General features: G+C 64.6%; 21 protein-coding genes and 1 tRNA gene. 16 read left to right on the top strand and 6 right to left on the bottom strand.

The genetic code is table 11. The features are described from left to right. Positions 1–430: 430 nt before the first annotated feature. Positions 431–1,414: a UDP-glucose 4-epimerase GalE gene (gene galE / locus ACRDNQ_RS07580; protein WP_431828049.1), complete on the bottom strand. Its 984-nt coding sequence runs from the start codon at positions 1,412–1,414 to the stop codon at positions 431–433. Between the two features lie 197 nt (positions 1,415–1,611). Next, positions 1,612–2,820 carry a glycosyltransferase family 4 protein gene (locus ACRDNQ_RS07585; RefSeq protein WP_431828050.1) on the bottom strand — a complete coding sequence of 403 codons (1,209 nt, stop codon included), beginning with the start codon at positions 2,818–2,820 and terminating at the stop codon, positions 1,612–1,614. Positions 2,821–3,238: 418 nt separating this feature from the next. Between ACRDNQ_RS07585 and ACRDNQ_RS07590 the strand changes: the two genes are divergently transcribed. Together ACRDNQ_RS07590 and ACRDNQ_RS07595 are read left to right on the top strand one after the other, a co-directional pair. Further along, positions 3,239–4,084, top strand: coding sequence for a sulfotransferase family 2 domain-containing protein (locus ACRDNQ_RS07590; RefSeq protein WP_431828051.1), 846 nt, complete (start codon positions 3,239–3,241; stop codon positions 4,082–4,084). A gap of 3 nt (positions 4,085–4,087) precedes the next feature. Further along, positions 4,088–5,449, top strand: a complete 1,362-nt coding sequence (locus ACRDNQ_RS07595; RefSeq protein ID WP_431828052.1) for an oligosaccharide flippase family protein — start codon at positions 4,088–4,090, stop codon at positions 5,447–5,449. Between the two features lie 3 nt (positions 5,450–5,452). On the opposite strand, the gene ACRDNQ_RS07600 is transcribed toward ACRDNQ_RS07595, so the two are convergent. Further along, complete coding sequence (locus ACRDNQ_RS07600; protein WP_431828053.1) at positions 5,453–6,409, bottom strand: glycosyltransferase family 2 protein; 957 nt, start codon at positions 6,407–6,409, stop codon at positions 5,453–5,455. Positions 6,410–6,875: 466 nt separating this feature from the next. Between ACRDNQ_RS07600 and ACRDNQ_RS07605 the strand changes: the two genes are divergently transcribed. After that, entirely contained in the window at positions 6,876–7,583 is a 708-nt protein-coding gene (locus ACRDNQ_RS07605) for a VPLPA-CTERM sorting domain-containing protein (RefSeq protein ID WP_431828054.1), read from the top strand. Positions 7,584–7,982: 399 nt separating this feature from the next. On the opposite strand, the gene ACRDNQ_RS07610 is transcribed toward ACRDNQ_RS07605, so the two are convergent. Then, a tRNA-Leu gene (locus tag ACRDNQ_RS07610) sits at positions 7,983–8,069 on the bottom strand. Positions 8,070–8,198: 129 nt separating this feature from the next. Here ACRDNQ_RS07610 and ACRDNQ_RS07615 point away from each other — a divergent pair. Then, entirely contained in the window at positions 8,199–9,182 is a 984-nt protein-coding gene (locus ACRDNQ_RS07615) for a complex I NDUFA9 subunit family protein (RefSeq protein ID WP_431828055.1), read from the top strand. Here the strand turns inward: ACRDNQ_RS07615 and ACRDNQ_RS07620 are convergent. Then, positions 9,179–9,982, bottom strand: a complete 804-nt coding sequence (locus ACRDNQ_RS07620; RefSeq protein WP_431828056.1) for an undecaprenyl-diphosphate phosphatase — start codon at positions 9,980–9,982, stop codon at positions 9,179–9,181. The two genes, ACRDNQ_RS07615 and ACRDNQ_RS07620, sit on opposite strands and share 4 nt — an antisense overlap. Positions 9,983–10,202: 220 nt before the next feature. On the opposite strand from ACRDNQ_RS07620, the gene ACRDNQ_RS07625 reads away from it, so the two are divergent. The 8 genes from ACRDNQ_RS07625 to ACRDNQ_RS07660 all read left to right on the top strand — a co-directional run bounded on the left by ACRDNQ_RS07625 (position 10,203) and on the right by ACRDNQ_RS07660 (position 20,664). After that, entirely contained in the window at positions 10,203–11,636 is a 1,434-nt protein-coding gene (locus ACRDNQ_RS07625; protein ID WP_431828057.1) for an NAD(P)-dependent oxidoreductase, read from the top strand. Next, complete coding sequence (locus ACRDNQ_RS07630) at positions 11,633–12,082, top strand: GFA family protein (protein WP_431828058.1); 450 nt, start codon at positions 11,633–11,635, stop codon at positions 12,080–12,082. The genes ACRDNQ_RS07625 and ACRDNQ_RS07630 overlap by 4 nt, the downstream gene beginning before the upstream one ends. A 1-nt stretch (position 12,083) precedes the next feature. Next, the gene (gltB, locus tag ACRDNQ_RS07635) at positions 12,084–16,622 is read left to right on the top strand and encodes a glutamate synthase large subunit (RefSeq protein ID WP_431828059.1); all 4,539 of its coding nucleotides are present in this window, start codon (positions 12,084–12,086) and stop codon (positions 16,620–16,622) included. 99 nt (positions 16,623–16,721) lie between these two features. Beyond that, positions 16,722–17,459 carry a monofunctional biosynthetic peptidoglycan transglycosylase gene (gene mtgA / locus ACRDNQ_RS07640; protein ID WP_431828060.1) on the top strand — a complete coding sequence of 246 codons (738 nt, stop codon included), beginning with the start codon at positions 16,722–16,724 and terminating at the stop codon, positions 17,457–17,459. Positions 17,460–17,511: 52 nt separating this feature from the next. After that, positions 17,512–18,177 (top strand): FtsZ-binding protein FzlA, encoded by a 666-nt coding sequence (gene fzlA, locus ACRDNQ_RS07645; protein WP_431828061.1) that lies wholly within the window; start codon positions 17,512–17,514, stop codon positions 18,175–18,177. A gap of 75 nt (positions 18,178–18,252) precedes the next feature. Beyond that, positions 18,253–19,290, top strand: a complete 1,038-nt coding sequence (gene queG, locus ACRDNQ_RS07650) for a tRNA epoxyqueuosine(34) reductase QueG (RefSeq protein ID WP_431828062.1) — start codon at positions 18,253–18,255, stop codon at positions 19,288–19,290. A 46-nt stretch (positions 19,291–19,336) separates the two neighbouring features. Next, a complete protein-coding gene (locus ACRDNQ_RS07655; protein ID WP_431828063.1) occupies positions 19,337–19,525 on the top strand; it encodes a hypothetical protein in 189 nt (62 codons plus the stop codon). Between the two features lie 227 nt (positions 19,526–19,752). Next, the gene (locus ACRDNQ_RS07660; RefSeq protein ID WP_431828064.1) at positions 19,753–20,664 is read left to right on the top strand and encodes a DMT family transporter; all 912 of its coding nucleotides are present in this window, start codon (positions 19,753–19,755) and stop codon (positions 20,662–20,664) included. A gap of 15 nt (positions 20,665–20,679) precedes the next feature. Here the strand turns inward: ACRDNQ_RS07660 and ACRDNQ_RS07665 are convergent, their stop codons facing one another. After that, the gene (locus ACRDNQ_RS07665) at positions 20,680–21,549 is read right to left on the bottom strand and encodes a branched-chain amino acid aminotransferase (RefSeq protein ID WP_431828065.1); all 870 of its coding nucleotides are present in this window, start codon (positions 21,547–21,549) and stop codon (positions 20,680–20,682) included. A gap of 166 nt (positions 21,550–21,715) precedes the next feature. Between ACRDNQ_RS07665 and ACRDNQ_RS07670 the strand changes: the two genes are divergently transcribed. From ACRDNQ_RS07670 to ACRDNQ_RS07685, 4 genes are all read left to right on the top strand, one after another. Continuing rightward, positions 21,716–22,219, top strand: coding sequence for a MarR family winged helix-turn-helix transcriptional regulator (locus ACRDNQ_RS07670; protein WP_431829086.1), 504 nt, complete (start codon positions 21,716–21,718; stop codon positions 22,217–22,219). Then, positions 22,216–22,929 (top strand): response regulator, encoded by a 714-nt coding sequence (locus ACRDNQ_RS07675; protein WP_431828066.1) that lies wholly within the window; start codon positions 22,216–22,218, stop codon positions 22,927–22,929. The genes ACRDNQ_RS07670 and ACRDNQ_RS07675 overlap by 4 nt, the downstream gene beginning before the upstream one ends. Positions 22,930–23,038: 109 nt before the next feature. Beyond that, positions 23,039–24,472 carry an aldehyde dehydrogenase family protein gene (locus ACRDNQ_RS07680; RefSeq protein WP_431828067.1) on the top strand — a complete coding sequence of 478 codons (1,434 nt, stop codon included), beginning with the start codon at positions 23,039–23,041 and terminating at the stop codon, positions 24,470–24,472. Positions 24,473–24,570: 98 nt separating this feature from the next. Continuing rightward, entirely contained in the window at positions 24,571–25,182 is a 612-nt protein-coding gene (locus ACRDNQ_RS07685; protein ID WP_431828068.1) for a ribonuclease D, read from the top strand. The last annotated feature ends 50 nt before the right edge of the window (positions 25,183–25,232 follow it).

The raw sequence follows: 25,232 nt of genomic DNA on the forward strand, positions 1-25,232 counted from the left end.
GCCGTCGCCGCAATCGCAGCGGTGCTTTGACGTCATCTGCATTGGGGAAACAATGGCCGGCAGCTCGCCCTTGAAATTTGCGCAGGAAGCCGCCGCACTCCGGCGGAAATCGGCCATGAATCCGCCGGCGCCCGGCCGTCAAACGTGGTCTCGCGGAGAGATGCCTTGACTCGGGAAAAGACCGCTGGTGCCGAACGCGGCCCGCGCCCGATCCTGGCCCGGGGGTTCGGGGCCCGTGCCCTTACGACAGCGTGGCGGACCATCCGCAGGGAGCGAAAATCCTGTCAGGTCCTGCGAATCGGCAAAACGTAGGCTTTGCCAGGAAAGGGCGACCTCCCGCTCCCGCGCGAGGCATGGCCCCCGATGGCGAAAGCTTCCAGTCGCCCGGCATCACACCGCGACGGGCACCGCCTGCCGGATGGCGAAAACCTCAGTTTCCGTATCCGCGCGGGTTTGCCTTGTGCCAGGCCCAGGCCGTGGCAATGGTGTCCTCGATATAGGTATAGCGCGGCTCCCACCCCAGCTGGGTTTTCAGCTTCGTGGAGTCGGCAACAAGTCGGGGTGGATCGCCCGGGCGGCGGGGGCCCACCTTCTGCGGAATGGGACGGCCAACCACGCGTTCGCAGGCTGCGATGATCTCCCGAACCGACTGCCCCTGACCGGTGCCGATGTTGAAGACCTCGGCCGTCTTGGTGTCTGTGGACTCGATGGCCAGCCGATGGGCCGAGGCAAGATCGTCGGTATGCACATAATCGCGAATGCAGGTGCCATCCGGTGTCGGATAGTCCGTGCCGAAGATCGTGATCGCGGCGCGTTGACCAAGGGCGGCTTGCAGCACAAGCGGGATCAGATGGCTCTCGGGCTGGTGGTCCTCGCCGAAGCGGCCATCGGGATCGGCACCCGAAGCGTTGAAGTAGCGCAGAATTGTGAACCCCAGTCCATAGGCGCCGGCGAAGTCGCGGATCATCCATTCGACCGCAAGCTTGGTGCGGGCATAGGGCGAGAACGGGTCCTGGGGCGTCGTCTCGCTCATGGTGTCGGAGCCTGTCATGCCATAGGTCGCGCAGGTCGAGGAAAACAGCATCCGCCCGACGCCAGCGGCGCGCATGGCGTTGAGCAGGCTGCGTGTGCCGCAAATATTGTTGCCATAGTAGTAGTCGGGGTTCTCGACGGATTCGCCGACATAGGTCGCGGCCGCGAAGTGCATCACCGCCTCGGCACCGAAATCGGCAAGCACCGAGGCAAGCCTTTCGGTATCGGCAATGTCGCCTTCGATCAGCGGATGATCTCCCACCGCGCGGGCGTGCCCCTGGACGAGATTGTCATAAGCCAGTACCTCATGCCCGTGCGCCGCAAGGTGACGAAGGCAGGCGCTGCCGACATAGCCGGCGCCTCCGGTGATGAGGATCTTCATGGCACATCCTTTCGCGACTGGCCTTCCGGACTTCGGCAAACGGCGGACGGAGGCTTATCTGCCGTCGACATCGGCACCGCCGTGGGCGTAGCGGTCGCCGCAGGTCAAGACAGGGCCGCCCTCATCGTTCGCACGGGGCGCGGGACGATCCGCACCGTTGTGGGTGAAGTCGAAGCAGTCCAGGATCGGGACAAACCTCACCTGCGCGCCTCCAACTTTTCCCGATAGAGGTCGAGCAAGCCGTCAATACAGGTTTGAAAGTCGAACTTCTGCACCACATGCTTCCGGCCCGCTTCGGCCAGTCGTTCAGCAAGATCGGGGTCCCGCATGAGCTTTTCCAGCGCATCGGCCAGTCCGGTCGCGTCGTGAGGTTCGACCAGAAGCCCGGTTTCGCCGTCGCGGACCAAGTCTGGAATCCCCACAAGCCGCGTCGACACCGCCGGCAAGCCGCAGGCCATGGCTTCCATCAGCACCTGGGGAAGCCCGTCGACGTCATTGTCCGAGGCCCAGACGCAGGCAAGGCAGTAGACATCTCCGCTGCCAAGGAATGTCGGGATGTCCTCTTGCATCTGGGCCTTGCCGGTCAGGGTCACAAGCTCGGCAAGTCCGGCCGCCGCGATCCGTTCCCGCAAGGCAGCTTCGTCCGGCCCCGAGCCCCCGATGGTGCAGTGGAAATCGACGCCCCGATCCCGCAGGATCGCGCAGGCATCGATCAGGACGGCGAACCCCTTCTTTTCGACAAGGCGCCCCGACGACAGGATGTTGAAAGGCGCCCCCTCGGGCCGGGTGCGGCGGTTCGGCTTGAAATGCGACGTGTCGATGCCGCAGTAGGCGATGTGCATCTGCTCGGGCCGGGCGCCGTTATCGAGGTAGAATTGGCGGTGGAACTCGGAAATGCAGATGATGAACTCGGCCCGCCGGATCTTGTCGACAAGCGCGCAACGGTCCCGGAAAAGATCTGCGGCATGGCCGGTGAAACTGAACGATGTGCCGGTCAGCCATGCGCCATACATCGCCACCGTGCCGGCCGAATGAATCCACTGGGAATGGATGTGGCTGACGTCCTGCCCCCGAAGACCAGCCGCCCAATGGCAGGCGACGACCAGATGCCAGATGCCAACGACGCGGTTGCGGACCGATTCCCGCGGGCCGGTCAGCGCGTTCCAGAGGGCACCGAAGAACCGCCCGCGGAACCGGAAAGGGGCCGCAAGAAGGTCGATCGTCGTTCGGGCAAGCGGCAATGGATAGATATAGCGCGTGTTTGCCCCGATTGACTTGATTTCGATCGAACGAAAGTAATTCGTCTCGGATCGGCGAAGCGCGTGCAGGACGAAGGGTATGCCATTGCGGGCAAGGATGCGCAGCTCGTTGCCAACCCACGGATCCGTCGTGCCTTGAATGGACATGTAGTGAATCATGGAAACCGGCACTGCCTCGAACGCGCTGTGGTGCCATGTACGCGTTGAACAGAATCAGGGCAAGCGATCAACCCCGATTGGGTCCCAAAGGCCTTCCGTAGGGCCCGAAAGGGGCAACAGAGGTGCGGTATTCAGACTTTGTCGACCTTTGGGCGACGCAAGCGGCTGGGCGGCGATCACTTGCCGGGCCACAAGGGTGCCAACTTGCCGAGCTTCTGGCCCGCATGTGCACATTCCGATCGACACCCACGGCATTGTCGCAGATGCACGTCGCGGTCGTGTGCATATGTTGACGGCGGACATCGAGATGCGCGAGAGGGGCTGAGGTGCCGAACGGACATCTCTGGCCCATCTTCCGAAGGTTCGTTAGACCATCGGCGAACGGCTGTTTGCAGAAAGGACAGTCATGATCATCAGTCCGCGGCATGGCTTCGTGTTCGTCCATGTCCCGAAATGCGCTGGCACCTCGGTCAGGACGCAAATCGCCACCTGCGATCCCGATCATATCGCCTTGGCGAATCCTGGCACGCACCCGGTCCTTGGGCGCATCGACTATGGTCACATCCCCTTGACGCAGCTACGCGAGCATTTCCCGACGCACTACGACTATCTCGAGCGGTTCCCTGCCTTCGCAGTGATCCGCGATCCGCTGTCCCGGTTCGGGTCTTCGGTCCGGCAACTGCTGTGGCAGTACGAGCGGACCCCGATGACCATGATCCCTCCCGAGGTCCTGCGTACACGTGTGCTTGAAGTGATCGACCAAGTGGCGGACGAAGTCGACGCGCCATCCGCCCCGATGATCTTCTTCGCCCGGCAGCGGGATTTCGTCTTCGACGGCGCGCGCCGGATGGTCGATCATCTGGTCCCGATCGAACACGTTGCAGACCTTGTCGGCTACCTGTCGCGAAAGACGGGCACGCCCATGGATCCTGACCGCCGCAGCAACCAGAACGTCGATCTGAGGGCGAAATGGCTTGGCCCGTTGGCCTATGACGTGAACGACGCGCTGCGCCGCCGTCTGCCGCCGCAGTGGCACGACCGGATCAAGAGCACGGCTGTCAGACTTCTTGCGTCGCGCAAGAGCGCCGCCGAAACCAGCGGCATACTCGATCTTCCGGAAGTGCGAAGCTTCGTTTCCCGAACCTATGCCGACGACCTTGCCCTGTATCGACAGGCACGGACAGAAGCGCCTGCTCTGATCGCGGGTTTCAAGAGCGGGGACCTTCCGTCCGAAGCGAAGGCCGCCGGCTAGAGAATGCTTGGTCGACTGAAGAACCTTTTTTCCGGCGAAGGATTGGGCGCGCGCGCAAGTCGTGGGACGCTCATCACTATGCTGGGGATATTGGGTGCAAACCTGCTTCGCCTCACCTCGAACCTGGTCCTGACCCGGCTGCTGTTTCCCGAAGCGTTCGGCCTTATGGCGCTGGTGCAGGTGTTTCTGTCCGGTGCGAAAATGTTCTCGGACATCGGACTTCACACGTCCATTGTGCAGCACGCCCGTGGGGACGAACCGGCGTTCATTGACACAGCCTGGACGCTTCAGGTGCTTCGGGGTTTTCTGCTGTACTTCGGCGTCGTCCTGATTTCGCCTTACGTGGCGGCTTTCTATGATGAGCCGCTTCTTGGGGAAATCCTTCCTGTCGCCGGTCTTGGGCTAGTCATCGCGGGCTTCACTCCGTCGAAGATCATGGTCGCAAGCCGCCACCTGCAACTCGGCTGGCAGACCGCCCTGGGACTCAGCAATCAGGCCGTCACGATCCTGGTTTCCGTAGGTCTGGCGCTCTGGCTCCAGTCGGTCTGGGCGATCGTCTTGGGAAATCTCGTCGGCGGAGTGCTTCGGAACTTGGGTCTGCGGATCTACATGCCGGGCAGATCCGATCGGTTTGGCTGGGAATGGAGCGCGGCGAGGGAGCTTGTCGGCTTCGGCAAGTATATCTTCGTCAGCACGCTGGCCAGCTTCGTTGTGGTCAACGGTGACCGCGCCGTCCTGGGCAAGTTCGTGTCGCTCGAGATGTTGGGGGTCTATTCGATCGCCATGTCTCTCGCCGGACTTCCGATGACATACATGGACCGGCTTCGCGGCGCCGTGGTCTTTCCCCTCTACAGCCGCCGTCCGCCGCACGAACACCCCGAGGCCAGGCGCAAGATCTTTCGGGCGCGCTTCATGTTAACCGGTCTTGGGTTTCTGGGCTGTCTTCTGCTTGCGCTCTTCGGGGACATGCTGATCCGCCTGATGTATGATCCAAGGTATTACGCCGCAGGCGGCATCACTGTGGTCGCGGCGGTCAGTCTTCTTCCCATGATCATCGTCTCGACCTATGGAAACATCCTGCTGGCGAACGGGCGATCGGACCGTTTTGCCCTGCTTACCGTGCTGAATTCGGCACTTCGACTGACGGTGCTTTATGTCGGCGTCACACAGTACGGGGTACTTGGCGCGGCTGCCGCCGCCGCGTTTGCAACGTTGCTCCATTATCCGATCCTTGTGGCGCTGACCTGGCGATATCGCGCCTGGGACCCGGTTCACGACGCTGTCTTCGCCGTGATCGCGATCGCGATCGCTTTTCTTGCCTGGTCGATCAACGCGGACGCGATCCTCGCCGTCCCGCGATTCTAGGAGTCACAAGCCGGCTGAGAAATGGGGGACCTGGCGGGCTTCGATCTCGGCCACGGCGCGCGCCCTGCCCATGACCAAGGCGCGGCGCTGATAGGCGCGTATGAAGGCTCGCAACTCGGGATCGTCAAGTTGCCTTTCGCCTCGGAGCCAGGCGCCGAAGTAGCCCTGCAGCATGGCGACCCCGCCAAGAACATAGGGCGGTTCGAAGCTGCGAAAGACTGCGGTGGCGATGAAATACAGCGGGTCGGAGCCCATGAAATACTGCCCGAATCCGTGACGGCGGCGACCGGTATAGATCGAGGTCTGCGACGACCCCATCGGGCGAAGATGCTCGAAGCGCAGATCGGGTTCGTCCCACGACACCGCACGCCATCCCCTCTGCCGCGCCTTGTGGCAGTCGATGGCATCCCACATCACCTCGGGGATGAAGCCGCCGATATCCTCGAAGCAGGCGCGTCGGTAGAGTTTCGTCATGCCAACCGACATCTCGTCACCGCGGCGTTCGGAAACCAGTTTGCCGTTCTGGCGGACATAAGGCTTGCCGGAACAGGTCCCGATGCGCCGATCGGCTTCCATCCGCTCGATCAGGATCTCGAAGTACCGCGGCGGCAGATCCAGATCGAGGTCAAGCTTGCACAGGTACGGAAAACGGTTCTTGGGTATGGTGTCGTAGCCGGCATAGAAGGCCTCGATCACACCCGGGCCGACGGCGCGGTGTCCCCGGTCGCGCTTGGGCACGACGCGGATCCAGTCGTGACGCGTGGCATAGTCGGCAAGGATCGTCGGTGTCTCGTCGGTCGATCCGTCGTCGACGATCACCCAAAGCGCCGGCCGCAGGGTTTGCGAGATCACGCTGTCAAGGGTGTGGACCATGAAGGCCGCCTCGTTCCGACAGGGCGAAATCAGCACGTACTCGCGGCTCTCGGCGGGCCTATCAGCAGTCTTCGCAGTGTCTGGCATGGGATTCCGATCGGACGTTTGACGTCTCGATTACATCACATGGACGGGCGACCGCCAGTGTTGCGATTGGCCGTGCTCAGAACACGGGCGCCCTCGGCACCCCGGATTGGGGGCGGAAATACCCTTCGCAATGCCGACCGGGGCAGGGTGACGGCATAGCCAATCATCCAGATGCCGGAATGCGCTTGAAGACGAAACGACACCGGGCGGATGGTCTCTGACAAGGCTTTCATGCGGTGAACCGAAAGACAGAACCCCGCCCGGATTTTGGGAGGTCCTGTCCCGGAAACCGGGAAACGTATACATCTAGCCAGGGGACATTCGGTCGAAGGGCGCGAAACAGCGGTAGCGATCAGCCCTTGACATCAAGCGTCGTGGGCAGGTCCACTTGTCTGTTTCAGGTGACGCCTTTGGTCGAATCAGCTAGCGTTAACCCTTGTTAACGACTTGTTGGGTGGGGGATACGATGACTGGAATTTTCAAGCGCTTCCGTATGGGAGCGGCGCGTCTTGGTGCGGGTATCCTGCTAGCGATCTTGGCGGTAGCCCCGTCTGCGTCGCAAGCGACGACTTACTACGACTTCCGTTTCACTCTCAGGTATGTTGACGCCTTCTACGTCCGTGCGGCAGTTTCCGGCGATGGCCCTGATGGTTACGAACTACCTCCATTCTCTACGCTTGCAAAGTCGGATGATATCTGGGGGTTTTTGGACCCGTTTGCATACACGCCGGGTCAGGAATGGGATGTTCGGATCAAGGCTGCTGTTGCTAACGATGGCTCTGCAATCGTCGAATGCAGGAACTCGCCAATTGAGTGCAGCGGCTTCTATGGGTTTGAGGAGGTCTTTGGCAATGTGCCGGCCGCCCGTTTCTCAAGGGATGGCAGGATCTCGCTCTGCCTAGGTGTAGACTGCACCATAAACATGTTCGGAACTGTCTCGGTTGGCGGATTCTTTGATTACGGCTGTCAAGACGGCACCTGCTTCTATGGCGGCTTTCGTGAAAATGGTCGCTACCTCGAGCACCGGGACTACCAGCTGCTCTTTGAGGTAACGTCTGTTGAGCCCGTCCCTTTGCCTGCGTCTGCCCTTCTCCTTTTGGGCGCGACTGCCGGTCTTGGCGTGGTGGCGCGACGGTCGTCCAGGAAAGGCGCAACCCGGTGGGTTGCACAATAGGTCGTGAACCGCGAATTTCCGGACCAACATCGCGCGCCTCATGGGGTCTGATCCGCCGATGAGCGTAGGCAGCTATATAAGGTTGCCGTGACGTTCCTGCCGCGGAGCCGTGCCCTTGGGGTGTTCTAGAGGCTCGTCATCTGTGGTGCGAAGACGAGGGCGGGCGCACCTTGCCGCGCGAAGCCCGAGCCGGGTCGACGGCACCGCAAGCGACATGGCGGTTGAGCACGGGTCCGCGGACTGCGGACGGGGGTCGGGGGTCGGTTCATACCCCAGGCGCAACGACGAAGATGGACGCAACGCGAGCAGGCCCAGGCATCGCAAGGTCGATTCACGGGTGGACGACCCGCGCCCGTACTCGCGTAAACTAGTTTAGTGGAATATTTTTTCTGGATTAAGTGGTGCCCAGGAGAGGACTCGAACCTCCACGGCCGTTAAGCCACTGGTACCTGAAACCAGCGCGTCTACCAATTCCGCCACCTGGGCAGGTGTCGTGGAAGCGGCAGATATCTCCGCCCCGAGAGAGTGTCAACGGGTTTGATGCGGCGCGGTGTTGCCTTGTTCAGCGCGCGCGGGGAAGCTATGGACGAAGCTGACCAAAGACAGGATTTCCCAATGTCCCAGCTCGTGACCATTTTCGGCGGTTCAGGCTTTGTCGGGCGCTACATCGCCCGTCGCCTTGCGCGCGAGGGCTGGCGTGTCCGCGTCGCCGTGCGTCGACCGAACGAAGCCTTGTTCGTCAAGACCTATGGCGTCGTGGGGCAGGTCGAACCCGTTCTGGCGAACATCCGCGACGACACCAGCGTTGCCGCCGCGATCGCCGGTGCCGATGCCGTCGTCAACTGCGTGGGCATCCTGTCCGAGGATGGCCGGAACACGTTCGACGCCGTTCAGGCCGGCGGGGCCGAGCGTGTTGCCCGCCTGGCCGCCGAGGCGGGTATCTCGCGGTTCGTGCAGATCTCGGCCATCGGCGCCGACGCGGGAAGCGACAGCGCCTACGCGCGCTCGAAGGCGGAAGGCGAGGCAGCGGTCCTTCGCCACAGGCCGGACGCCGTGATCCTGCGGCCGTCCATCGTCTTCGGGGCCGAGGACGCCTTCTTCAACCGCTTTGCCGGGATGTCGGTGCTATCGCCCGTGCTGCCGATCGTCGGGCCCGCAACGAAGTTTCAGCCGGTCTACGTGGACGATGTCGCGCAGGCGGCCGTCATGGGCGTGCTGGGCACGGCCAAACCGGGCACCTACGAACTTGGCGGGCCCGAAGTCGCCACCTTCCGCGAGCTTATGGCCGACATGCTGGACATCGTGCGTCGCCGCAAGCTTGTGCTTGGCCTGCCGCTTTGGCTGGGGCGGGCGATGGGGGCGGCGTTCGATTTCCTCGGAGCCATCACTCTGGGCCTGATCAAGGGCCCGATCACCCGCGACCAGGCGCGCAACCTCGGACGCGACAATGTCGTGGCGGACGGCGCCCGCGGGTTCGCCGATCTTGGCATTGCGCCGACGGCGATGGAGGTGGTGCTGCCCGATTACCTGTGGCGCTTCCGCCCCTCGGGGCAATATGCCGAGATCAAGGATTCCGCCCGCCACCTGAAGCGGGGCTAGGCATAGGCGATCCAGAGCAGGACGGCCCCAAGGACCAACCGGTAGATCACATAGGGTGTGAAGCTGACCGTTCTGAGAAGGCGCATCATCAGGCTTAGCGCCAGAAGCGCCGCGAAGAACGCAAAGACCGCCGCGATTGCCCCGTCCCGCGCCACGTCCGCATTGGCGTCCGCGACAACCTCTGCGCCGAGAAGAACGCCCGAGGCCATGATCGTCGGAATCGACATCAGCATCGACAGCTTCGCCGCGTCGTGCCGGGCGTAGCCCAGATACCGCGCCGCCGAGATGGTGATGCCCGATCGCGACGTTCCCGGAATCAACGCCACCACCTGCCAAAGCCCCATCACCACGGCGTCCCGGATCGACCAGCGATCGGCCGTCTTTTCCACGGCGCCCTTCTGATCGGTCCAGTAAAGGACGATGCCGAAGATGATCATCGTCCAACCGATCACGGCGGTCGAACGCAGCAGATCGTCGATCCCGGTCAGATTGAAGATCAGACCGACGACGACCACGGGGATCGTCGCGACGGCAAGACACAGCGCAAGCCACGTCTCCTGGGAATTGATCTGCCAGCGCAGCAGCCCGGGAATGCCCCGCAGGGCCTTCTTCACGTCCGCCCAGAAATACAGCACCACCGCCGCAAGGGTGCCGACATGAACCGCGACGTCGATGGTCTGACCCTGATCCTGAAGGCCGGTGAGGCTGGGCAAGAGAATCAGGTGACCCGACGATGAAATGGGCAGAAACTCGGTAAGTCCCTGAACGACCGCGACAAGAAGAAGATGAAGAAGGGACATCGGGCATTCCGCCGCTGCGCTGCTGGCGCCACCCTAAACCTCTGATCCTGAATGGAAAGGGGAAGATTAGGTCACTATTTATGACCTATTACTTCGGCGCCGCGGCGAAACCCATGCCCCGTCGGTGTGGGGCATCATATTTTAGGTCAGTAGATTTGCCTTTTATTTTGTTCTGGCAGGCCGTAAACAGTCGCCCTGACGACGATGCGAGGATGGGACCATGGCCGAGAACCCGATGCTCAAGTTCGTGACCGTGCCGCGCGACATGCCGGAAAAGCGCGATGCCGCCGCGCGCCGGTCCGACTTCGACGAGATCTACGGCGAGTATGCGCGCGAGAAGGCGGAAGAGCAGGCGTCTCGCTGCAGCCAATGTGGCGTGCCCTATTGCCAGTCGCATTGTCCGCTGCACAACAACATCCCCGATTGGCTGCTGCTGACCGCCGAGGGGCGGCTGCGCGAGGCCTACGAGATCAGCCAGGCCACGAACACCTTCCCCGAGATCTGCGGCCGCATCTGCCCGCAGGACCGCCTGTGCGAAGGCAACTGCGTGATCGAGCAGTCGGGTCATGGCACCGTCACCATCGGATCGGTCGAGAAATACATCACCGACACCGCTTGGGAGGAAGGCTGGGTCCAGCCGATCCGCCCCGCCACCGAGCGTCCCGAAAGCGTCGGAATCATCGGCGCGGGGCCCGGCGGACTGGCCGCGGCCGATAGGCTTCGCCGGGCAGGCGTGCAGGTGACGGTTTACGACCGCTACGATCGCGGCGGCGGCCTGATGACCTATGGCATCCCGGGCTTCAAGCTTGAAAAGGATGTCGTGATGAAGCGGATGGACCAGCTTCAGGACGGCGGCGTCGAGTTCGTGCTGAACTGCAACGTGGGCGAAGACATCAGCTTCGACGCGATCCGCGGCAAGCACGATTCGGTGCTGATCGCCACGGGCGTCTACAAGTCGCGCGAGTTGCAGGCGCCCGGCAGCGGCGCGGACGGCATAGTGCGGGCCATCGACTATCTGACCGCCTCGAACCGCAAGGGATTCGGCGACGACGTTCCCGAATTCGATTCGGGCGAACTTGACGCGGACGGCAAGCGGGTCGTCGTGATCGGCGGCGGTGACACGGCCATGGACTGCGTGCGCACCGCGATCCGTCAGGGCGCCGAAAGCGTGAAATGCCTGTATCGCCGCGACCGCGCCAACATGCCGGGTTCGCAGCGCGAGGTCGCCAACGCCGAGGAAGAAGGCGTGGAATTTGTCTGGCTTTCGGCGCCCAGGGGCTTCCGCGGGGAAGAGGTCGACGGCGTGATCGTGTCGAGGATGCGCCTTGGCGCGCCCGACGCAACGGGCCGCCAGATGCCGGAAGAGATCGAGGACGCCGACTATGTCGAAGAGGCCGACATGGTCATCATGGCTCTGGGCTTCGAACCCGAAGACCTGCCCGCGCTCTGGGGGGTCGAGGGGCTGGAGGTCACCCGCTGGGGCACGATCAAGGCCGATTTCCGCACCCATGCGACAAGCCTTCCGGGCGTCTACGCCGCCGGCGACATCGTGCGCGGTGCAAGCCTTGTGGTCTGGGCGATCCGCGACGGGCGCGAGGCGGCCGACGCGATGCTAGACTACCTCAGCGCAAGCGCGAAGGTGGCCGCCGAATGAACGGCGAACGGACCGAGGGCGCCGGCTGCCTGTGCGGCGCGGTGCGAGTCACGGTCCGGAACCGACCGGCGGCCTATGGCATCTGCCATTGCCGGATGTGCCAGCGCTGGTCCGGCTTGGTGTTTGCCGCGGTCAACTGCCCGCCCGACCGTGTCGAGATCGCGGGGGCCGACCACATCGCGACCTATCAATCCTCGGACTGGGCGGAACGTGCGTGGTGCACACGCTGCGGATCGCACCTGTGGTACCGTGTAACCTCGAAGGGCGCCCATCAGGGCGACTACGAGATGCCGATCGGGTTGTTCGACAACCCCGACGGATTCATCCTCGAGCGTGAAATCTTCATCGACCGCAAATCTGACGCTTTCGACATTGCCGGGACCCACCCCCGCATGACCGAGGCCGAGGTCTTCGCCATCTATGGCGCCGACAGCAGTGGAGCCTGACATGACAAAGTATGACGCAGAATGGGTTGCCGCCGAAACGGCCCGCCGCGCCTGGATGGCCGAGCACTCGCTTTACCGCGACGAGGACGAACATGCCTCGTGCGGGGTGGGGCTTGTCGTGTCGATCGACGGCAAGAAAAGCCGCAAGGTGGTCGAACACGGGATCACCGCGCTGAAAGCGGTCTGGCACCGCGGCGCGGTCGACGCCGACGGCAAGACCGGCGACGGCGCCGGCATCCATGTCCAGATCCCGGTTCCCTTCTTCTACGATCAGATCAAGCGCACCGGGCACGAGCCGCGCAAGAACGAGATGATCGCCGTGGGCCAGGTCTTCCTGCCCCGCACCGACTTCGGCGCGCAGGAAACCTGCCGGACCATCGTCGAATCCGAAGTCCTGCGCATGGGCCATTACATCTACGGCTGGCGCCATGTTCCGGTCGATGTCAGTGTGCTGGGCGAAAAGGCCAACGCCACCCGGCCCGAGATCGAGCAGATCCTGATCTCGAACGCGAAAGGCGTGGACGAAGAGACCTTCGAACGCGAGCTTTACGTGATCCGCCGCCGCATCGAAAAGGCCGCCGCCACCGCCCATGTCGGCGGGCTCTACATCTGCTCGCTCTCGTGCCGGTCGATCATCTACAAGGGCATGATGCTGGCCGAGCAGGTCGCCGAGTTCTATCCCGACCTCAAGGACGATCGCTTCGAATCCGCATTCGCGATCTATCACCAGCGCTACTCCACCAACACCTTTCCCCAGTGGTGGCTGGCGCAGCCCTTCCGGATGCTGGCCCACAACGGCGAGATCAACACGCTCAAGGGCAATCTCAACTGGATGAAAAGCCACGAGATCCGCATGGCTTCGGCGACGTTCGGAGAGATGGCCGAGGATATCAAGCCGATCGTCGCCCCGGGCGCCAGCGACTCGGCCGCACTTGACGCGGTCTTCGAAGTGCTTGTGCGCGCCGGCCGCAACGCGCCGATGGCCAAGACGATGCTCGTGCCCGAAAGCTGGTCGAAGCAGGCGGTCGAACTGCCGCAGGCCTGGCGCGACATGTATTCCTACTGCAACTCGGTGATGGAGCCCTGGGACGGCCCCGCCGCCCTGGCCATGACCGACGGGCGCTGGGTCTGCGCCGGGCTTGACCGCAACGGCCTGCGCCCGATGCGCTACGTCGTGACCGGCGATGGCCTTGTCATCGCCGGGTCCGAAACCGGGATGGTGCCGATCGACGAGGCGACGATAAAGGAAAAGGGCGCGCTTGGCCCGGGCCAGCTTCTGGCCGTCGACATGGCCGAGGGCCGCCTTTACCACGACACCGAGATCAAGGACCGGCTCGCGGCTTCGCAGCCCTTCGGCGAGTGGGTCGGCAAGATCAACGAACTTGACGAAGCGCTGGGGAAGGTCAGCGAGAAGCCGCTGTTCACCGGGGCGGAACTGCGCCGGCGACAGATCGCGGCCGGCTATACCATGGAAGAGCTGGAGCAGATCCTTGCCCCCATGGCCGAGGACGGGAAAGAGGCGCTGGCCTCGATGGGCGACGATACGCCCAGCGCGGTCCTGTCCAAGCAATACCGCCCGCTGTCGCATTATTTCCGGCAGAACTTCAGCCAGGTCACGAACCCGCCGATCGACAGCCTGCGGGAATACCGGGTGATGAGCCTCAAGACCCGCTTCGGCAACCTCAAGAACGTGCTCGACGAGGACTCGAGCCAGACCGAGATCCTCGTTCTCGACAGCCCCTTCGTGGGCAACGCCCAGTTCGACGAGCTTGAACGGCAGTTCAACGCACCGATGACGCGGATCGACTGCACCTTCCCCGCAGGCAGCGGTCCGAACGGCCTGCGCGATGCGCTGCACCGCATTCGCGCGGAAGCCGAGGATGCCGTGCGCTCGGGCGCGGGCCATCTTGTGCTGACCGACCAGGATCAGGGACCCCAGAAGGTCGGAATGCCGATGATCCTTGCAACCAGCGCCGTGCATTCCTGGCTGACGAAGAAAGGCCTGCGCACCTTCTGTTCGCTCAACGTCCGCTCGGCCGAGTGCATCGACCCGCATTACTTCGCGGTCCTGATCGGCTGCGGCGCAACCATCGTGAACGCCTATCTTGCCGAAGATTCGATCGCCGACCGGATCGAGCGCGGGCTGATCGACGGAACCCTGACCGAAGCCGTCGCGCGGTACCGCAACGCCATCGACCAGGGCCTGCTCAAGATCATGTCGAAGATGGGCATCTCGGTCATCTCGTCCTATCGCGGCGGCCTGAACTTCGAGGCGGTGGGCCTGAGCCGTGCGATGGTCGCCGAGTATTTCCCCGGGATGCACAGCCGGATTTCCGGCATCGGGGTCACGGGCATCCAGACCAAGGCCGAGGAAGTGCATGCCAAGGGCTTCCTTGGCGGCGCCGACGTCCTGCCGATCGGGGGCTTCTACAAGGCGCGCCGCTCGGGCGAGACCCACGCGTGGGAGGCGACGTCGATGCACATGCTGCAGACGGCGGTCGCGCGCGGGTCCTTCGAGATGTGGAAGCAGTACTCGGCCAAGATGCGGGCGAACCCGCCGATCCACCTGCGCGACCTTCTCGACATCAAGCCGCTGGGCAAGCCCGTGCCGATCGAAGAGGTCGAATCGATCACCTCGATCCGCAAGCGCTTCGTGACCCCGGGCATGTCGCTGGGCGCCCTGTCGCCCGAAGCGCACAAGACGCTGAACGTCGCCATGAACCGGATCGGCGCCAAGTCGGATTCGGGCGAAGGCGGCGAGGATCCCGCGCATTTCCACCCCGAACCCAACGGCGACAATCCGTCCGCCAAGATCAAGCAGGTGGCCTCGGGCCGCTTCGGCGTGACGGCCGAATACCTCAACGCCTGCGAAGAGCTCGAGATCAAGGTGGCCCAGGGCGCCAAGCCCGGCGAAGGCGGCCAGCTTCCGGGCATGAAGGTGACCGAACTGATCGCGCGCCTGCGTCATTCGACGCCGGGTGTGACGCTCATCAGCCCGCCGCCGCACCACGACATCTACTCGATCGAGGACCTGGCGCAGCTGATCTACGACCTCAAGCAGATCAACCCGCGCGCCAAGGTGACGGTCAAGCTGGTGGCCGCCTCGGGCGTCGGCACGATCGCGGCGGGCGTCGCCAAGGCCAAGGCCGACATCATCCTGATCTCGGGCCACAACGGCGGCACCGGCGCCAGCCCCGCGACATCGATCAAATACGCGGGTCTTCCCTGGGAGATGGGTCTGACCGAGGCGCACCAGGTTCTTGCGATGAACAAGCTGCGCGACCGGGTGACACTGCGCACCGACGGCGGTCTGCGCACCGGGCGCGACATCGTCATGGCGGCGATGATGGGGGCCGAGGAATACGGCATCGGCACCGCCGCGCTGATCGCGATGGGCTGCATCATGGTGCGCCAGTGCCAGTCGAACACCTGCCCGGTGGGCGTCTGCACCCAGGATCCCCGCCTGCGCGAGAAGTTCACGGGAAGCGCGGACAAGGTGGTGAACCTCATCACCTTCTACGCCCAGGAAGTGCGCGAAATCCTCAGCCAGATCGGCGCGCGCTCGCTCGACGAAGTGATCGGACGTGCGGATCTGCTGACCCAGGTCAGCCGGGGGTCGGCGAATCTTGACGATCTCGACCTGAACCCGCTTCTGATCACGGTCGATGGATCGGGCGACATCGTCTATGACCGCTCGAAGACGCGCAACGTCGTGCCCGACACGCTTGACGCGCAGATCGTGACGGACGCCGCGCGCTTCCTCAACGATGGCGAGAAGATGCAGCTGCAATACGCGGTTCAGAATACGCTCCGGACCATCGGCACGCGCACATCGAGCCACATCGTCCAGCGATTCGGGATGCGCAATTCGCTTCAGCCCGATCACCTGACGGTCAAGCTTCAGGGATCGGCCGGGCAGTCGCTGGGCGCCTTCGCCGCGCCGGGCCTCAAGCTCGAGGTTTCGGGCGACGCCAACGACTATGTCGGCAAGGGACTGTCGGGCGGGACAATCGTGGTGCGCCCGCCGATGCACTCGCCGCTCGAGGCGGCGGCGAACACGATCATCGGCAACACCGTGCTTTACGGCGCGACGGACGGCTACCTCTTCGCCGCCGGTCGCGCGGGCGAACGCTTCGCGGTGCGGAACTCGGGCGCGAAGGTCGTGGTCGAAGGCTGCGGATCGAACGGGTGCGAATACATGACCGGCGGCGTCGCGGTCATCCTCGGCTCGATCGGCGCGAACTTCGGGGCCGGCATGACCGGGGGCATGGCCTACCTCTATGACCCCGAGGGCACCGCCGAGGCGATGATGAACCTCGAGACGATCGTGACCTGCCCGGTGACGGTCGACCATTGGGAGGCCCAGCTGAAGTCCCTGATCGAACGGCACCTGTCCGAAACCGGCAGCCGTCGGGCGGCCAGCATCCTCCAGGACTGGGACAGCGAGCGTCGGCATTTCCTGCAGATCTGCCCGAAGGAGATGATCGGCAAGCTTTCGCACCCGCTGGCCATCGCGCGGCAGGCGATCCCCGCAGAGTGATCTGCGCCCGGGTTCTTCTGGCCGAAAATACCTCTGCCGGAGGCACCGGCGCCGCAGGCGCCGGTTCCCCTGGGTCGGCTGCGGGGATATAAGCGCGCCGTGGCGAAGACGACCGCGAAACCCTCGAAGGCGCGCAGGAAGAAAGCCGCGGCGCCGATGCGCCCCCTGTCGCTTCGGCAGGGCCTGCGGTGGCTTGTGCGTGGGGTCCTGGCGGTTGCGGCGGTTTTCCTGGGCCTGATCGTCCTCTTCTCTGTCCTGCGTCCGCCGACAACCCCCTATATCCTGGCCGAGGGCTGGCGGCACGGCGGGGTCGAGCGGACCTGGGTGCCGTTCGAGGACATCGCCCCGATCATGGCGCGAACCACGGTGGCCGCGGAGGACGCGAACTTCTGCCTGCACTGGGGCTTCGACATGGCGGCGATCCGGACAGCGCTCGAGGCCGGGGCCGGGCGTGGGGCGTCGACGCTGAGCCAGCAGACCGTGAAGAACGTATTTCTGTGGCACGGCCGAAGCTGGCCCAGAAAGGCGCTCGAGGCGTTGATCACGCCCGTCGTCGAGCTGATCTGGACCAAGCGCCGCATCCTCGAGGTCTATCTCAACGTCGCCGAGTTCGACCAGGGCGTGTTCGGCGTGGACGCGGCAGCACGTCACTATTTTGGCGTTTCGGCCGCCGATCTTTCCCCGACGCAGGCCGCGCGGCTTGCGGCGGTGCTGCCGGACCCTAAGGGGCGGTCGGCCTCGCAGCCGTCGGCCTTCGTGCAGCGGCGGGCCTCGGCGATCCTTGATGGGGCCGAGACAATCCGCCGGGACGGCCGCGCGGCCTGCTTCGAGGATTGAACCCGGCAGCCTTTCACGGCATTGAGGGGCCAACCGGAGCCTGCGACACGCGATGAACCGTCTCTACCACGTCCCCCTCTCGCCCTTCTGCCGAAAGGTCCGCCTGAGCCTTGCCGAAAAGCGCATCGAGGTCGATCTCGTCGAGGAACGCTATTGGGAGCGCGACCTTGACTTCATGCGGCGCAACCCGGCCGGAAAAGTGCCGGTTCTGAAGATCGACGGCCGCACCCTGAGCGAAAGCGCGGCCATCTGCGAGTACCTCGAAGAGACCCATCCCGAGCCCTCCCTGATGCCGAAGGGCGCGGCCGAGCGTCACGAGGTGCGCCGGCTGGTCGCCTGGTTCGACGACAAGTTCCACCACGAGGTGACGTCGAAGCTGCTGTACGAGCGGGTGAACAAGAAGATCACCGGGCAGGGATACCCCGACAGCACCAACGTGAAGGCCGGCGCCAAGGCGATCAAGTATCACCTCGACTACATGGGCTGGCTGCTTGAACAGCGGCGGTGGCTTGCCGGGGACGCCATGAGCCTTGCCGACTTCGCCGCGGCTGCGCATCTGTCGTCGCTGGACTATATCTCGGACGTCGACTGGAACCGGAGCCCGCATGTCAAGGACTGGTACGCCAAGATCAAGTCGCGGCCTGCCTTCCGCAGCATTCTGGCCGACGCCGTTCCCGGCTTTCCGCCTCCGCAGCATTATGCGGATCTGGATTTCTGACCCGAGGTGCGGAAGGGGGCTCTGCCCCCGTCGCTGCGCGACTCCCCCGGAGTACTTCGAAAGAGAAGACGCGCTGTGAGCGAGGGGCTGAAGGCACGCCTTGAGGCTCAGGCCCTGGCGGAAGGCTTTGCCCGGATGCGGATCACGACGCCCGGAGCCGTCCCCGAAGTGCCCGCGCGCCTTGCGGCGTTTCTGGCAGCCGGTCGACACGGCCAGATGACCTGGCTGGCCGAGAGGGCGGACTGGCGGGGGAACCCGGCGGCTCTCTGGCCCGAGGCGAAATCGGTGATCATGCTGGCGGAGCCCTATACGCCCGCCGAAGATCCGCTGGCCACGCTTGAGAGGCGCGATCGTGCGACGATCTCGGTCTATGCCCGGAATCGTGACTATCACGACGTTCTGAAGAAGCGGCTGAAACGGCTTGCGCGCTGGCTGATCGCCGAGGCCGGGGGCGAGGTGAAGGTCTTCGTCGACACGGCCCCGGTGCCGGAGAAGGCGCTGGGCCAAGCAGCAGGCCTTGGCTGGCAGGGCAAGCACACCAACCTTGTCAGTCGCGAGTTGGGCAACTGGTTCTTCCTTGGGGCGATCTTCACGACGGTCGAGCTTCCGGTCGACGCGCCCGAGACCGATCACTGCGGGTCCTGCCGCGCCTGTCTGGACATCTGTCCCACCGATGCCTTTCCGGCGCCCTACCAGCTCGACGCGCGGCGCTGCATCTCGTACCTGACGATCGAGCACCGGGGACCGGTGGACATGGCGCTGCGGCCGCGGCTTGGAAACCGGATCTACGGCTGCGACGACTGCCTTGCCGTCTGCCCCTGGAACAAGTTCGCAGTGGCGGCGCAGGAAATCGCCTATTCCGCGCGCGAAGATCTGGCCGCCCCGCGACTGGACGAACTCGCGTCGCTTGACGATGCCGGGTTCAGGGCGCGCTTTGCCGGCAGCCCGATCAAGCGGATCGGTCGCGACCGCTTCGTTCGCAATGTTCTTTACGCCATCGGAAACTCGGGCGATCGGGCCCTTCTGGCGACGGCGGAGCGGTTGCGGGACGACCCCGATCCGACCGTGGCCGACGCGGCGCAGTGGGCGGTGGGACAAATGCGAACGATGTGATATGTTGGTGCTCCCTGGCAGGACGCCAGCAAGAACGGAGAGAGTCATGGGCAAGCACATCATCGACCATCCCCGCAGCCGCGACGGCAAGGCCATGCGCCGGTTCGCGCAGCTTGACGCCTTGATGCGGGCCGCGCCCCGCAAGCAGGCAGAGGTGTTGCGCCGGATGCCGAAAAAGCTGGACGGCGGCACGCGCCTGCGGCGCTACCTCTGGATCGAGCGCCACGCCGAATAACGACTCGCGATCGTTCGTGGCGCACCTGGCGCAGACGCCCGTGGAATAGTCCGCGCAGCAAGAAAGATGCCTGCGGACCGCGACCGTCCCGTCGCCGGCACCCTGTCCGACCTGGAGCGCCGGGACTTGAGGAAGCTGCGCGCTTGGTGCGGGCTTTCACAGGGCGCCTTCGGCGCGCATCGACGTCAGTGGTTTTCCCACCCGTCCGGATCGGCTAGTCGGAGGGCATGTCGCCCCTGCGCGGAATCCTTCTGATGATTGCGTCCGTGACCCTGTTCACGGTCATGTCCGCGATGATCAAGGCGGCCGTGCGGATCCCGCCGGGCGAAGCGGTCTTCTTCCGATCGGTCGTCACGATCCCCGCCATGCTGATCTGGTTCGGGCTGCGTGGCCAACTGCGCGAGGCGCTGGGCACGCGCAACGGGTGGGGTCACGCCCGGCGCGGCATCATCGGAACCGTCGCCATGGGCCTGGGGTTTGCGGGGCTGAAGTTCCTGCCCCTGCCCGAGGTCACGGCCCTGCAGTTCGCGACGCCGATCTTCACGCTGATCTTCGCGGCCTTCATGCTGGGCGAACGGTTCCGGCTGATCCGGGCGGCCGCGGTCCTTGCGGGTCTGGTCGGCGTAGTGATCATCCTCTGGCCGCGGCTGACCATCGAAGGCAACCAGGCCGAGTTGATCGGCGCGACGCTGGTGCTGGCCGCGGCCGGCTGTGCGGCGTTGGCGCAGATCTTCGTCAAGCGCATGACCGGGACCGAGGCGCCGACCGCCATCGTGTTCTACTTCGCCGTCACCGCGACCAGCCTGTCGCTTCTGACGCTGCCCTTCGGCTGGGTCCTGCCGCAGGGCATCGAATGGGTCTGGATGATCGGGGCCGGTGTCGTGGGTCTGGGCGGACAGATCCTGCTGACCGCAAGCTACCGTCATGCCGAAGTCAGCGTCCTTGCGCCCTTCACCTATGTCGCGATGATCTGGTCGCTTCTTTTCGGCTGGTTCTTCTTCGCCGAGGCGCCGACCCCTCAGATCCTTGGCGGGGCGGCGCTGGTCATCGCATCCGGCGTGGTGATCTTCCTGCGCGAACGGCAGCTTGGCCTCAGACGCGCCGCCGAGGCCAAGCTGCGGGCAAAGGGGATGCAGTAGGAACGCCGCCTGGGGTCAGCTGCGGACCAGCGTCTCGTAGGCGTCCGATATCCCGCGCGTCAGGGCGCCGACCTCGAAGGTGTAGGTGCCGATCTGGCCCACGGGCGTGACTTCGGCAGCGGTTCCCGTCAGCCAGCATTGCTGGAAGGTTTCAAGCTCTCCCGGCAGGATGTGGCGCTCGTGCACCTTGATCTGCCGCTCGCGCAGCATGGCGATGACCGTCTGCCGTGTCAGCCCGTTCAGGAAGCAGTCCGGCAGCGGGGTGTGGACCTCGCCGTCCTTCACGAAGAAGATATTCGCCCCGGTCGCTTCGGCGACATAGCCGCGGTAGTCCATCATCATTGCGTCCGAGCAGCCTTTCGACTCGGCCTCGTGCTTGGACATCGTGGCGATCATGTAAAGACCGGCGGCCTTGGCCTGGAAGGGGGCCGTGGCCGGATCGGGCCGGCGCCACTTGGCGATGTCCAGCTTCGCGCCTTTCATCTTGGCGTCGCCATAGTAGTTGCCCCAGGCCCAGGCCGCGACGGCCATGCGGACCGGGTTTCGACGCGAGGCGACACCCATGTCTTCGCCCGCGCCGCGCCAGGACACCGCGCGGACATAGGCGTCGGTCAGGCCGTTTGCCTTCAGCACGGCCTCCTTCGCGGCCTCGATCTCGTCGATCGTGTAGGGGATCTCGAAGTCGATCAGGTTGGCGGACTTTTTTAGCCGCTCGGAGTGTTCGCGGGACTTGAAGATGCGCCCGCCATAGCAACGCTCGCCCTCGAAAACCGACGAGGCATAGTGCACGGCGTGGGACAGGATGTGGATGTTCGCGTCGCGCCAGGGCACAAGCGCGCCATCCATCCAGATCATGCCGTCGCGGTCATCGTAAGATCCAGCCATCCTGCGTCCTTTCCCCGGGCTATCGCGCCCTTTTTGCGATTATTGCGCTGGTTAGGTCCGCTTCGGACATAAAGTTGCGCAAAATTCGCCGATCGCTAGCAGTTGAGTCTTGGAATGTCAACAACACTGACATAAACTCGCTCAGGAATTGAGCGGCGAGGGAACGATGGCCGAAGGTGGAGGAAGCGGCGGGGAAAGCCTGCTTTTCCTGACCGACGAACAGCTTCGCAAGGGCATCGAGGCGATGTTCTTCGCCTACAGGGGCTTCACCGCCGATCCCGACCGCATCCTGTCCGAATACGAATACGGGCGCGCCCATCATCGCGCGCTGCACTTCATCAACCGCAACCGCGGCACGACGGTGAACAACCTGCTGGCCATCCTGGGGGTGACGAAACAGTCGCTTAACCGGGTGCTCAGGGCCCTGATCGACGACGGTCTGGTGGAAAGCCGCATCGGGGCGCGCGACAAGCGCGAGCGGAACCTATTCCTGACGCCCGCCGGAGAGGAGCTTGAGCGGAAGCTGTCGGATGCCCAGCGCGACCGGATGCGGTCGGCCTACCGGACGGCCGGACCGGTGGCCGTGGCGGGCTTCCGGCAGGTTCTCGAGGCGATGATGGACCCCGAGATGCGGCGCCACTTCAACGCCCGGACGGACGGCGAGGCATGACCGATACCGACATCCATCTTCTGATCGTCGACGACGACGAGCGCATTCGCGGGCTTCTGCAGAAGTTCCTGATCCGCAGCGGCTTCTGGGTGACGGCCGCCCGCGACGCGGCCCATGCGCGGCGGCTTCTTCAGGGCCTCGACTTCGACCTGATCGTTCTTGACGTCATGATGCCCGGCGAGGATGGCATCAGCTTCACCCGATCGTTGCGGGAAGAGCGCGACGTTCCCATCCTTCTTCTGACCGCCAAGGGCGAGACAGAGAACCGCATCGCCGGGCTTGAGGCGGGGGCGGACGATTATCTTCCCAAGCCGTTCGAACCCAAGGAGCTTCTGCTGCGCATCAACGCGATCCTGCGCCGCGCCCCGCCCGCCGATGCCGCGGCGTCAAGGCCGAAGGTGCTGCATCTCGGGGCCGTGCGCTATGATGTCGAACGCGGCGAGCTTTGGCAGGGCGACCATCCGGTTCGCCTGACCGCGACCGAGGCGCAACTGATGCGGATCTTCGCCGCCCATCCGGGCGAGGCGCTGTCGCGCAACCGCCTTGTCGACGATCTTGGCCGTGGTAACGGCAAGGACGGGGAGCAGGCGCAGGAACGCGCTGTCGACGTCCAGATCACGCGGCTGCGCCGGAAGATCGAACGCGATCCGCGCCAGCCACGCTATCTGCAAACCGTGCGCGGCTCGGGGTACATGCTTGCGCCGGACTGACATCACGGCCGCGGCGCAGCCTGTGCCGCCGTCGTGATCCGTCGCGCGGGCCGGCTTGAAGTGCCGCGCGCTCGGTGACAGTGTCGGCGCCGAATCCGGAGGCACAGACATGATCGAAAGACGCGAATTCTACATCGACGGCGCATGGGTCGCCCCGACTGCATCGCGCGACTTCACCGTCATCAACCCATCGACCGAAGAGCCGGCCGCCGTCATCTCGCTGGGCGGCGAAGCCGACACCAACGCCGCGGTCGCAGCGGCGAACCGCGCTTTCGCCGACTGGTCGACGACCGCGCCGGACGAGCGCATCGCGATCGTGGAAAGGGCGCTGGAAATCTACCTGCGCCGCAAGGACGAGATGGGGGACCTCATCTCGCTGGAAATGGGCGCGCCACGCACGATGGCCCGGCGCAGCCAGGCCGACGAGTGCAACATCGTCGACGCCCTTGCCGCCGCGCGCGATTTCCACTGGCTGCGTCCGACCGACCCGAAGACGCCCGGTTCGATGATCGCGATGGAGGCGATCGGCACGATTGGCATGATCACCCCGTGGAACTGGCCGATCAGCCAGGTCACGCTGAAGGTCTTCCCGGCGTTGCTGGCGGGCTGCACGATGGTGCTGAAGCCGTCGGAATACGCCCCGCTCGACGCCATGCTGCTGGCCGACATCCTGCACGAGGCCGGCGTCCCGAAAGGCGTGTTCAACCTTGTGAACGGCGACGGCGAAGGCGTCGGCACGCAACTGTCGCGGCATCCGGGGATCGACATGATCTCGTTCACCGGATCGACCCGCGCCGGCATCGCCATCACCAAGGCCGCGGCCGATTCGCTGAAGCGGGTCAGTCTCGAACTTGGCGGAAAAGGCGCGAACATCGTTTTCGCGGACGCCGATGACCGGGCCGTCCAGCGCGGCGTGCGCCACTGCTTCAACAACACCGGGCAGTCCTGCAACGCGCCGACCCGGATGCTCGTGGAACGCTCGATCTACGATCGCGCGGTCGAAACCGCGCGCGAAGTGGCCGAAGCCACACGGGTGGGTCCCGCGCATGAGGAAGGCCCGCATATCGGCCCGCTGGTGAACGAGCGTCAATTCGACAGGGTGCAGGCGCTGATCCAGAAGGGCATCGACGAAGGTGCGCGCCTTGTCGCCGGCGGCGTCGGTCGTCCCGAGGGTCTCAACCGCGGCTTCTTCGTGCGCCCCACCGTCTTTGCCGACGTCGTGCCGGGCATGACCGTCGAACGGGAAGAGATCTTCGGCCCGGTCCTGTCGATGATCCCCTTCGACACCGAAGAAGAGGCGATCGCCATCGCGAACGACACGCCCTATGGCCTGACCAACTATGTGCAAAGCCAGAACGGCGCGCGGCGCAACCGGCTGGCGCGGCGGCTGCGGTCCGGCATGGTCGAGATGAACGGGAAAAGCCGCGGCGCGGGCGCACCCTTCGGTGGCGTCAAGGCCTCGGGCCTGGCGCGCGAAGGCGGCGTCTGGGGACTTGAAGAGTACCTCACGCCCAAGTCGATCTCGGACTGGGCGGCCGAATAGGGCCGTCCAATCCACGCCCGACATCGGCGTCGGTGGACCCGGGGCCCGTCCTGCGCTATCGGGACGGGGAAACCCCTTTTCTTGCGGCGGACGCGACCTTGACCAACCACCTTCACGCCACCGACCTTCCCGACGGGCTGGACCTTGGTCCTTCGGTCGCCATCGACTGCGAGACGATGGGCCTCAGACCGCACCGTGACCGGCTGTGCGTGGTGCAACTGTCGGGCGGCGACGGCCATGCCCATGTCGTCCGCATCGCCCCGGGTCAGACCCGCGCCCCGAATATCGAGCGACTGCTGGCCGATCCGTCGGTGCTGAAGCTGTTTCACTTCGGCCGCTTCGACATTGCCGCGCTCTACAATGCCTTCGGGGTGCTGGCCGCCCCCGTGTATTGCACGAAGATCGCGTCCAGGCTTGTGCGCACCTACACCGACAGGCACGGCCTCAAGTATCTTCTGGATGAACTGATCGGCGTCGATATCTCGAAGCAGCAGCAGATGAGCGACTGGGGCGCCGAAACGCTGACTCAGGCGCAGGTCGAATATGCGGCGTCAGACGTGCTTTACCTGCACCGCCTGAAGGACACGCTTGACGCGCGCCTTGCCCGCGAAGGCCGGACGGACCTGGCGCAGGCGTGTTTCGACTTCCTGCCGATGCGCGCCCGCCTTGACCTTGCGGGATGGCCGGAAGAGGACATCTTTTCACATTGATGTCGGTTGCGACGTCTGCGGCCGCGGCGCCGCTTGAATTGCCGGGCCTC

The sequence above is a fragment of the Saliniferula longa genome (assembly GCF_050789285.1).
GTDB lineage: Bacteria > Pseudomonadota > Alphaproteobacteria > Rhodobacterales > Rhodobacteraceae > CAVPWP01.

Bases quoted from the DNA above. Each gene is read 5' to 3' on its own strand.
- galE (WP_431828049.1), bottom strand. From the start codon at position 1,414: ATGAAGATCCTCATCACCGGAGGCGCCGGCTATGTCGGCAGCGCCTGC.
- ACRDNQ_RS07585 (WP_431828050.1), bottom strand. From the start codon at position 2,820: ATGTCCATTCAAGGCACGACGGATCCGTGGGTTGGCAACGAGCTGCGC.
- ACRDNQ_RS07590 (WP_431828051.1), top strand. From the start codon at position 3,239: ATGATCATCAGTCCGCGGCATGGCTTCGTGTTCGTCCATGTCCCGAAA.
- ACRDNQ_RS07595 (WP_431828052.1), top strand. From the start codon at position 4,088: ATGCTTGGTCGACTGAAGAACCTTTTTTCCGGCGAAGGATTGGGCGCG.
- ACRDNQ_RS07600 (WP_431828053.1), bottom strand. From the start codon at position 6,409: ATGCCAGACACTGCGAAGACTGCTGATAGGCCCGCCGAGAGCCGCGAG.
- ACRDNQ_RS07605 (WP_431828054.1), top strand. From the start codon at position 6,876: ATGACTGGAATTTTCAAGCGCTTCCGTATGGGAGCGGCGCGTCTTGGT.
- ACRDNQ_RS07615 (WP_431828055.1), top strand. From the start codon at position 8,199: ATGTCCCAGCTCGTGACCATTTTCGGCGGTTCAGGCTTTGTCGGGCGC.
- ACRDNQ_RS07620 (WP_431828056.1), bottom strand. From the start codon at position 9,982: ATGTCCCTTCTTCATCTTCTTCTTGTCGCGGTCGTTCAGGGACTTACC.
- ACRDNQ_RS07625 (WP_431828057.1), top strand. From the start codon at position 10,203: ATGGCCGAGAACCCGATGCTCAAGTTCGTGACCGTGCCGCGCGACATG.
- ACRDNQ_RS07630 (WP_431828058.1), top strand. From the start codon at position 11,633: ATGAACGGCGAACGGACCGAGGGCGCCGGCTGCCTGTGCGGCGCGGTG.
- gltB (WP_431828059.1), top strand. From the start codon at position 12,084: ATGACAAAGTATGACGCAGAATGGGTTGCCGCCGAAACGGCCCGCCGC.
- fzlA (WP_431828061.1), top strand. From the start codon at position 17,512: ATGAACCGTCTCTACCACGTCCCCCTCTCGCCCTTCTGCCGAAAGGTC.
- ACRDNQ_RS07655 (WP_431828063.1), top strand. From the start codon at position 19,337: ATGGGCAAGCACATCATCGACCATCCCCGCAGCCGCGACGGCAAGGCC.
- ACRDNQ_RS07660 (WP_431828064.1), top strand. From the start codon at position 19,753: ATGTCGCCCCTGCGCGGAATCCTTCTGATGATTGCGTCCGTGACCCTG.
- ACRDNQ_RS07665 (WP_431828065.1), bottom strand. From the start codon at position 21,549: ATGGCTGGATCTTACGATGACCGCGACGGCATGATCTGGATGGATGGC.
- ACRDNQ_RS07670 (WP_431829086.1), top strand. From the start codon at position 21,716: ATGGCCGAAGGTGGAGGAAGCGGCGGGGAAAGCCTGCTTTTCCTGACC.
- ACRDNQ_RS07675 (WP_431828066.1), top strand. From the start codon at position 22,216: ATGACCGATACCGACATCCATCTTCTGATCGTCGACGACGACGAGCGC.
- ACRDNQ_RS07680 (WP_431828067.1), top strand. From the start codon at position 23,039: ATGATCGAAAGACGCGAATTCTACATCGACGGCGCATGGGTCGCCCCG.